Source organism: Actinomadura harenae (genome assembly GCF_003696215.1).
Taxonomy (GTDB): domain Bacteria; phylum Actinomycetota; class Actinomycetes; order Streptosporangiales; family Streptosporangiaceae; genus Spirillospora; species Spirillospora harenae.
This window is the reverse complement of record NZ_RFFG01000189.1, coordinates 1-9,016: the sequence shown is the minus strand read 5'-3', so window position 1 is coordinate 9,016 and position 9,016 is coordinate 1. Positions and strand designations below refer to the sequence as shown.

The 9,016-nt window shown below is 72.3% G+C and carries 7 protein-coding genes and 1 pseudogene; 2 read left to right on the top strand and 6 right to left on the bottom strand.

All coding sequences use genetic code 11. The features are described from left to right. Window positions 1–302 precede the first annotated feature (302 nt). The 6 genes from EBO15_RS41765 to EBO15_RS41740 are packed head-to-tail and all read right to left on the bottom strand — an operon-like array spanning window position 303 to window position 6,662. Window positions 303–1,172 carry a spermidine synthase gene (locus EBO15_RS41765; protein ID WP_122199978.1) on the bottom strand — a complete coding sequence of 290 codons (870 nt, stop codon included), beginning with the start codon at window positions 1,170–1,172 and terminating at the stop codon, window positions 303–305. A 9-nt stretch (window positions 1,173–1,181) separates the two neighbouring features. Then, on the bottom strand, window positions 1,182–2,195 hold the full coding sequence (locus tag EBO15_RS41760; protein WP_122199977.1) for an ABC transporter ATP-binding protein: 1,014 nt from the start codon (window positions 2,193–2,195) through the stop codon (window positions 1,182–1,184). Then, window positions 2,185–3,189, bottom strand: a complete 1,005-nt coding sequence (locus EBO15_RS41755) for an ABC transporter ATP-binding protein (RefSeq protein WP_122199976.1) — start codon at window positions 3,187–3,189, stop codon at window positions 2,185–2,187. The genes EBO15_RS41760 and EBO15_RS41755 overlap by 11 nt, the downstream gene beginning before the upstream one ends. 43 nt (window positions 3,190–3,232) lie before the next feature. Then, entirely contained in the window at window positions 3,233–4,147 is a 915-nt protein-coding gene (locus EBO15_RS41750) for an ABC transporter permease (protein ID WP_122199975.1), read from the bottom strand. Next, entirely contained in the window at window positions 4,140–5,069 is a 930-nt protein-coding gene (locus EBO15_RS41745; RefSeq protein WP_122199974.1) for an ABC transporter permease, read from the bottom strand. Before EBO15_RS41745 ends, EBO15_RS41750 begins: the two co-directional genes overlap by 8 nt. Then, window positions 5,070–6,662 carry a peptide ABC transporter substrate-binding protein gene (locus EBO15_RS41740; RefSeq protein WP_122199973.1) on the bottom strand — a complete coding sequence of 531 codons (1,593 nt, stop codon included), beginning with the start codon at window positions 6,660–6,662 and terminating at the stop codon, window positions 5,070–5,072. A 120-nt stretch (window positions 6,663–6,782) separates the two neighbouring features. Between EBO15_RS41740 and EBO15_RS41735 the strand changes: the two genes are divergently transcribed. Together EBO15_RS41735 and EBO15_RS41730 are read left to right on the top strand one after the other, a co-directional pair. After that, on the top strand, window positions 6,783–8,129 hold the full coding sequence (locus tag EBO15_RS41735; RefSeq protein ID WP_233616839.1) for a M20/M25/M40 family metallo-hydrolase: 1,347 nt from the start codon (window positions 6,783–6,785) through the stop codon (window positions 8,127–8,129). A 32-nt stretch (window positions 8,130–8,161) separates the two neighbouring features. Then, a pseudogene (locus tag EBO15_RS41730) lies at window positions 8,162–9,016 on the top strand (hypothetical protein); the annotation flags it as partial.

Sequence of the window (9,016 nt, the reverse complement as noted above, 5' to 3'; positions counted from 1 at the left end):
GGACCGCAGCGCCTCGGCCAGCGGCGCCGCGCCGCCGGGCACGAGGTCCTCCAGCAGCGCGCCGCGCAGCCCGCCGGGGCGGCCCGCGAGCAGCGCCTCCGCGTTCCGGTCGGACTGGATCACGCCGCCGGCGGAATCCAGGCCGAGCAGAAGAATCCGGGTGGACGACTCCATCGCTCGATTATGGAACATTGCCGCTTCCCGGCGCGGCGATATGACCTTGGAGTCTCCTGAAAATCGCCCGAACGGCCATTCCCCGAAAATGGCCACCCGGTCATTTCCGCCCGGGCCGGACTCCGGGGTCAGGACCTGCCGAAGACCTGCGGCGGCGGCACCGGCGCCGCGACGTCCTGGCCGTCCCGCAGCACCGGGGCACCCGCCGCGAACGCGTCCAGGTCGTCGCCCTCGATCATGCGGGCGCGGAAGATCCCGCCCGCCGCGCGCCGGGACAGCTCCGCGACCGGCAGCGGCGCCCGCGACGCCACGAGGATGAGGTTGCCGAACCGGCGTCCGCGCAGCACGCCGGGATCGCCGAGCAGCAGCGCGTGCGGGAACACCGCCCGCACGGTCGCGGCGACGCGGCGCGCGAACGGCAGCCGGAACCCGTCCGCGACGTTCATCAGGTAGGTGCCGCCGGGCCGCAGGACGCGCGCGACCTCGCGGGTGAACTCCTCGGTCGTCAGCTCGACCGGGATGGACGCCTCGCTGAACGCGTCCAGCACCACCAGGTCGTCGGCGCCGTCCGGGACGGCGGTCAGCCCGGACCGCCCGTCGGCGATCCGGATCTTCAGGCCCGGGACGTTCTTCACCGGCAGTTGCTCGCGGACGAGCTGCACCAGCCGCCCGTCGGGCTCCAGCACCACCTGGCGGGAGCCCGGACGGGTCACGGCGACATAGCGCGGCAGCGTGCACCCCGCGCCGCCGATGTGGACGGCGTCGAACGGCTCGCCGGGCGCGCCCAGGCAGTCGACCACGTCGCCCATCAGCCGCATGTACTCGAAGTCGAGGTGCGTCGGGTCGGCCAGGTCGACGTAGGACTGCGGGACCCCGCCGACCAGCAGCACCCAGCCGCCGTCGCGGTCGGCGTCGCGCAGCAGCTCGGCCTCGCCACCGGTGATCTCGTAGCGGTCCGCGCGGGGGCCGTCCCCGCTCCTGCTGCCCTTGCGCGCCATGGCCTCAGCCTATGCGCCCTCCAACACCCCCGAGACCGCCGGAGCGGCCGGGAAGTGGCAGGCGCTCGGGTGGTCCGAACCGTCCCGGACCTCCAGCGCGGGGACCTCCGTCGCGCACACGTCGGCGGCCTTCCAGCAGCGGGTCCGGAACCGGCAGCCCGACGGCGGGTCGATCGGCGACGGCGGCTCGCCCTCCAGCTCGATCGCGGCGGGCGGCGCCTCCGGATCGGGCACCGGGACGGCCGACAGCAGCGCCTGCGTGTACGGGTGGGTGGGGTTCCGGTAGATCTCCGCGGCGGTGCCGGTCTCGACGATCTTCCCGAGGTACATCACGGCGACCCGGTCCGACACGTACCGGACGGCGGCCAGGTCGTGCGCGATGAACACGTACGACAGGCCGAGCTCGCGCTGCAGGTCCGCCAGCAGGTTCATCACCTGCGCGCGCACCGACACGTCCAGCGCCGACACCGGCTCGTCGCACACCACCACGTCCGGGCGCAGCGCGAGCGCGCGGGCGATCCCGACGCGCTGCCGCTGCCCGCCGGAGAACTGGTGCGGGTAGCGGTCCACGTGGCCCGGGTCGAGACCGACCAGCTCCAGCAGCTCCCGCACGCGCGCCCGCCGGTCGCCCTTCGGCGCGACGTCCGAGTGGATCGCGAACGGCTCGGCGACGATGTCGCCGATCGTCATGCGCGGGTCGAGCGAGGAGTACGGGTCCTGCAGCACCATCTGGACGCGGCGCCGCAGGGCGCGCAGCTCGCGGCGCGGCAGGGCGAAGACGTCGCGGCCCTCGAACCGGACCGTCCCCGCCGTGGGCTTCTCGTCGGCGAGGAGCAGGCGCGCGAGGGTGGTCTTGCCGCAGCCGGACTCGCCGACCACGCCGAGCGTCTCGCCGCGCCGCAGCTCCAGGTCCACGCCGTCCACGGCCTTGACCGTCCCGACGGCCCGCCGCACGACCACGCCCCGGGTGATCGGGTAGTGCTTGACCAGCCCGTCCACGTGGAGAATCGGCTCATCGGCCACTGTCTGCCTCCATCTCCCCGGCGTACACCTCGGCCGCGAAGTGACAGGCCGCCTCGTGACCCGGCGCGACGGCGACGAGCGGCGGCTCCTTCTCCGCGCACACCGCCTCGGCACGCGGGCAGCGCGGGCGGAACGGGCATCCGGACGGCAGCGCCGCCGGGTCCGGCGGGGTGCCGCGGACCGGTTCGAGGCGCCCGGCGTCCTGGTCGAGCCGCGGCACCGAGGCGAGCAGCCCGACCGTGTACGGGTGCGCGGGACGCGCGTACAGGTCCCGCGCGGACGCCCGCTCGGCGACCGTCCCCGCGTACATGACGACCGTCCGGTCCGCGATGCCCGCGACGACGCCGAGGTCGTGGGTGATGAGGACCAGGCCCATGCCGAGCTCGTCGCGCAGCCGCGCGAGCAGCCGCATGATCTGCGCCTGCACGGTCACGTCCAGCGCGGTCGTCGGCTCGTCGGCGATCAGCACGTCCGGCTCCAGGGCCAGCGCCATCGCGATCATGATGCGCTGCCGCTGCCCGCCGGAGAACTGGTGCGGGTAGTCGCCGAGCCGGGTCGCCGCGGACGGGATCGCGACCCGCTCCATCAGCTCGACGGCCTTCGCGCGGGCCTCCTTGCGGCCGGCGCCGCGGTGCGCCCGGTACATCTCGGCGAGCTGCGCGCCGACCGGGATCACCGGGTTCAGCGCCGTCAGCGCGTCCTGGAACACCATCGCGATCCGGTCGCCCCGGACACGGCGGCGCTCCTTCTCGGGCAGGCCGAGCAGCTCGGTCCCGTCCAGCTTCACCGAGCCGCCGGTGATCCGGGCGGGCGGGGTGTCGAGGATGCCCATCACGGCCTGCGCCGCGACGCTCTTGCCCGAGCCGGACTCGCCGAGGACGGCCAGGGTCTCCCCCGCCGCCAGCGTGTAGCTCAGGCCGTTGACCGCGCGCACCTCACGCCCGCGCACGGTGAACGCGACCCGCAGGTCGCTCACTTCCAGCAGCGGCTTCACACCACCGTCTGATGCCACGTCTGATGTCACGTCTGGTGCCATGTCACCGGAGTTTCGGGTCCAGGGCGTCGCGGACCGCGTCGCCGAGCAGCAGGAACGACAGCACCGTGGCGGACAGGAACAGCGCCGGGAACACCAGCAGGTGCGGATGGTCCACGACGTAGGACTGGGCCAGGTTCAGCTGGAGTCCCCAGGAGACCTTCGGGTACTGGAGGCCGACGCCGAGGAAGTCGAGCGTCGCCTCGCCCGCGATGACGTTGCCGACGTTCAGCGTCGCGACGACGATCACCGGCGCGAGCGCGTTCGGCAGGACGTGCCGGGCCATGATCCGCGCGTCGGACGCGCCGAGCAGCCGGGCCGCGCGCACGTAGTCGGCGTCCCGGACGGAGATCACCTGCCCGCGCATGATCCGGACCATGGTCGTCCAGCCGAGCAGCACCAGGACCAGCGTCATCGCGCCGATCCCGTGCCCGGGGAAGGCGACCAGCACGACGGTCGCGCCGAGGACGAACGGCAGGCCGAAGAACACGTCGGTGATCCGGGCGATCACCGCGTCCACGATGCCGCCGTAGTAGCCCGACAGCAGGCCGAACACCAGCGCGATGAGCAGCGCGAACAGCGTGACGACCACGCCGATCAGCAGGGTCGGGCGGGCGCCGTGGACGACGTGCGCGTAGTAGTCGCAGCCGGCCAGGTCGGTGCCGAACCAGTGCGCGCCGGACGGTCCCTGCTTGGCGATGTTCGGGTCGCAGTTCTGGTTCACGCCCCGGCTCGTGAACAGGCGCGGGACGGCCGCCATCAGCGCGACCAGCAGCAGCACCGCCGAGGCCGTCCAGAAGAGGGGGCGGCGGCGCAGGTCGTACCAGGCGTCCCGGGACAGGGACGCGGCCGGGCCCTCGACCAGGCCGCCCGCCTCCGCGACGGCCGCACCGGCCTCCCCGGACTGCAGGTCAGTCATAGCGGATCCTCGGGTCGAGCAGGCCGTAGACGAGGTCCACGACCAGGTTCACCAGGATGAAGACGAGCACGAGCAGGGTGACCGCGCCGACGACGACGGGCCCCTCCTTGAGCTGGATGGACTGGAACACCTGCTGGCCGACGCCGGGCAGGTTGAAGATGCCCTCGGTGACGATCGCGCCGCCCATCAGCGCCCCGAAGTCGACACCGAGATAGGTCACGACGGGGATGAGCGAGTTGCGCAGCCCGTGCCGGACGACCACGCGCGACCGGCTGAGGCCCTTGGCGCGGGCCGTCCGGACGTAGTCGGCGCGCAGGTTCTCGGCCAGGCTCGTCCGGGTGAGGCGCGCGACGTAGGACAGCCCGAACGAGCCGAGCACCATGCCGGGCAGCAGGTAGCTGTACGGCCAGCCGTCGTCGATGCCCGCGGACGGGAAGATCGGCCAGCGGACGCCGAGCAGGATCTGCGCGGTGTACCCGACGACGAACACCGGGACGGCGATGAGCAGCGTCGTCCCGCCGAGGACGAGCGTGTCGGCGAGCTTCCCGCGGCGCAGGCCCGCCCAGACGCCGAGCGTGATCCCGAGGAGCAGTTCGAAGACCCAGGCGGTGACCGCGAGCTTCGCGGTCACGGCCCAGCGTCCGCCCAGCATGGCGCTGACCTTCTGCCCGTCGTAGTTCTCGCCCAGGTCGCCGTGGACGAGCAGCCCCCACATGTACTTGCCGTACTGCTCGAGCAGCGGGTCGTTCAGGTTGTACCGCTCACGCAGCGTGTGGAGCACGGTGTCCGGGACCGGCTTGTCCCCGGCCATCGCCTGGATCGGGTCGCCCGGCAGGGCGAACACCAGCAGGTAGATCAGCAGGGTCGTGCCGATGAAGACCGGTACCGCCTGGAGCAGCCGCCGCAGCGCGTACCGCCACATCTACTTCTTCACCGTGACTTCGTCCACCAGCAGGCCGAGCGCGTACGGGGTGATCGTCACGTTGTCGACCTTGCTGGACCGGCCGGCCTGGCCCGCCCAGGTCCACAGCGGGATCTGCGGCATCTCCTGGAGCGCGACGTCCTCGGCCTGGTTGTAGTCCTTGATGGCCTCGTCCTGGTTGGGCGCGCCGTTGGCCTTGACGATGAGGTCGTTGAACTGCTTGTTGTTCCAGTTCATCCGGTTGCCCGGGCCGTACATGTTCTCCAGGTAGTTCTGGGGGCTCGGGTAGTCGGCCTCCCAGTTCTGCCGGTACGGGCCCTTCTCCTGGTGCTTGCGCAGCAGCGAGAAGTAGTCCGAGGCGGGGATCTGCCGGAACTGCACGTCGGTGATGCCGAGGTTCTGCTTCAGCGAGTTCGCGACGATCTGCATCCACTGGTAGTACGTGGGCTGCGCGTTGGAGAAGTACAGCTCCATCGAGCCCTTGAACCCGCCGGCCTCCTGGAACAGCTGCTTGGCCTTGGCCGGGTTGTAGGTGCACAGCTCACCGCAGGCGTTGTCGCGGTGCCCCTGGATCGCGGGCGGCAGGATCGAGTCGGCCACGATGTAGTCGCCGTTGTAGACCGCCTTGTTGATGCCCTGCCGGTCGATCGCCATGGAGATGGCCTGCCGGAACTTGGGGTTGGCGTAGCGGGAGTCCCACAGCGGGAAGCCGAGGTAGTCGATCGTGCTCTTCTTGTGCGCGATGAACCGGTCGCCGAGCAGCCGCTTGGCCTCGGGCACCTTCGCCGCGGGGATCGTCTGCAGGACGTCGATGCGCCCGGCGCGCAGGTCGGTGTAGGCCGTGTCGGCGCTGGCGTAGCTCTTCCAGGTGATGCCCTTGTTGTGCGGCTTGCGCGGGCCCTGGTAGTCCGGGAACGCCTTCGCCTTCACCTGGACGTTGTGCTGCCAGTTGCCGTCCATCTCGTACGGGCCGTTCCCGATCGGATGGTCGTCGTAGGCCTTCATGTCCTTGAAGGCGGCCTTCGGCATCGGCGCGTACGCCGGGTAGGTCAGCAGGAACGGGAACTGGCTGAACGCGCCGTCCAGCGTGATCTTGAGGGTCGTGTCGTCCACGACCTGGACGCCGGAGAGCTTGTCGGCCTTCGGCTTGGCGTTGGTGTCGGCCGGGTTGAGGTCGGCGTAACCCTGGACGTGCTGGAAGTACTCGTTCGCCTGCGTGCCGTTCGGCCCGAAGGCCGCCCAGTTCCACGCGTCGGCGAAGCTCGACGCGGTGACCGGCTCGCCGTTGTGGAACTTGCGGCCGGGCTGGAGCTTGATCGTCCAGGTCTTCTGGTCGGTGGTGTCCACCGACTGCGCCGCCAGCGGGTACGGCTTGCCGTCCTTCGTGAGCCCCTCGATGTTGTCGAAGAGGTTCGTGATGACGTCGAAGGAGTAACTGCTGGTGGTGTTGCCCGGCGTCAGGTGGTCGGGTTCGGAGTGCCCCATCGTGAAGGTTCCGTCACTCGACTTCCCGCCTCCGCCGCAGGCCGCCGCACCGGTCGTCACGGCGAGCAGCACCGCCGCGAGCGCCGCCGTTCTACCCAGGCCCGTCATGTGTGCCCTCCCTCGCGCGTCGCGTTGCGGAAGCCTTCTTAGCGTTGAAACGATCTTCGTATCCCCGTCATGCAGGATTCGTCACCTATTCGAGATCACTTCACCGGAAGGAATCCCCCTGTGTCAGGATCCGCAGCCGCCGCCACCGCGTCCCCGAGTTCCGGCCGGGCGGACGCGTCCGCCGAGGTCAGCGCCATCTGCTCCGAACTGATCCGGTTCGACACCACCAACCGGGGCGAGGGCGACGCCGAGGGCGAGCGCGCCGCCGCCGAGTACGTCGCCGGGCTCCTGTCGGACGTCGGCGCCGACCCGGTCGTGGTCGAGTCCGCGCCCGGCCGCGCCAGCACGCTCGTCCGCATCCCCGGCACCGACCCCTCGCACACCCCGTTCCTGATCCACGGCCACCTGGACGTCGTGCCCGCCGAGGCGTCCGACTGGCGGGTCCACCCGTTCTCCGGCGAGGTCGAGGACGGCTGCGTCTGGGGACGCGGCGCCGTCGACATGAAGGGCTCGCTCGCCCTGACGCTCGCCGTCGTCCGGCAGCGGCTCCGCGAAGGCCGCCGGACGCGCGGCGACCTGGTCCTGGCGTTCCTCGCGGACGAGGAGTGCACCGGCGACTTCGGCTCCCGGCACGTGGTGACCGAGCACGCCGGATGGTTCGAGGGCGTCACCGAGGCGATCAGCGAGTCCGGCGGGTACAGCGTCACCGCCCCGTCGGGCGCGCGCGTCTACCCGGTCGCGGTCGGCGAGCGGAGCACGGCGTGGATGCGGCTCACCGCGCACGGCACCGCCGGGCACGGGTCCAAGCCCGCCCCGGACAACGCGGTCGCCGTGCTCGCCCACGCGGTCTCGCGGATCGCGTCCTACGAGTGGCCGGTGCGGCTGACCCCGGCCGTCCGGGCGCTGCTGACCGAGCTCGGCGACGTCCTCGGCGCGCCGATCGACCAGGACCGGCTGGAGGCGGAGGCCGAACGCCTCGGCCAGATCGGCAAGCTGTTCGCTGGAACGGTCCGCAACTCGGCCAACCCGACCCGGCTGGACGCGGGCTACAAGGTCAACGTCATCCCCGGGACGGCGTCCGCGCAGGTGGACGGCCGGTACCTGCCGGACCTCGGCGAGGAGTTCCTCGCCACGATCGACCGGCTCCTCGGCCCGAGGGTGACCCGCGAGTTCATCAACCACGAGGAGGCGCTGCCCGGCGACCCGTCCGGGGCGACCTTCACCGCCCTGTCGGACTCCCTGCGCGCCGAGGACGAGGCGGCGCGTCCCGTCCCGTACGTGATGGCGGGCGGGACGGACGGCAAGTCGTTCGCGCGGCTCGGCATCCGCAGCTTCGGCTTCGCGCCGCTGCTGCTGCCGCCCGACATGGACTACTTCGCCATGTTCCACGGCGTGGACGAGCGCGTCCCGACCGCCGGACTGGAGTTCGGCACCCGCGTCCTGGACCGGTTCCTCGACACCCGCTGAGCCCGGGCCCCCGATCGGGGTATCGATCAGGGGTGGATCTCACCAGCGCCGCGCGGCGGCTCTACGGGGTGGACCCCGGGGAGTTCACCGCCGCGCGGCAGGAACTCGTGAAGCTCGCCCGCAGGGACGGCGACGCCGCCCTCGCCAAGCGGGTCGGGGCGCTGCGCCGCCCGACCGTGTCGGCGTGGGCGGTGAACCTGCTGTCGCGGGACGCGGCGCCGGAGCTCGGCATGCTCCTGGACACCGGGGCCGACCTGCGCGCGGCGTGGGCGGAGGGCCGTCCGATCGGCGGGCTGGAGCAGCGGCGCGGCGAGCTGGTCGACCTGCTCGTCCGGGCCGCCCGCCGCCTCGCCGCCGACGCCGGGCGGCCGCTGCGCGATCCGGGCGTCCGGGAGGTCGAGGACACCCTGCTCGCGGCGACCGTCGACCCGGACGCGTCGGACGCGGTCCGCGAGGGCGCGCTGACCCGTCCGCTGAGCCACACCGGCTTCGTCCCCGCCGGCTTCACGGCCTCCGGTTTCACCGCCGCTGCCCCGCCCGCCGAGGCCCCGGCGCCGAAGAGGCGCGCGGCGGCCCCCACAACGACCCCGCATCGCAACCCGTCCGCGGCACGAAAAAAGAACCACGTCGCCGGGAAACGGGCCGAGCGGGCCCGCCGGGGCGAAGCGGCGGCCGAGCGGGCGGAGGAGGCCGGACGGCGCGCGGCCAAGGCGGAGCGGCTCCTCGAATCGCGTGACGCGGAGGCCGAGACGGCCCGCCGCGAGCTGGACGAAGCCGAGGTCAAGGCCGGGAGGCTGCGCGCCGAGCTCGACTCCGCCGACCGCCACGCCGACCGCCTGCGGCGGCGCGCGGAACGCGCCGAGCGGCGCCGGGCCCAGGCCGCCGAG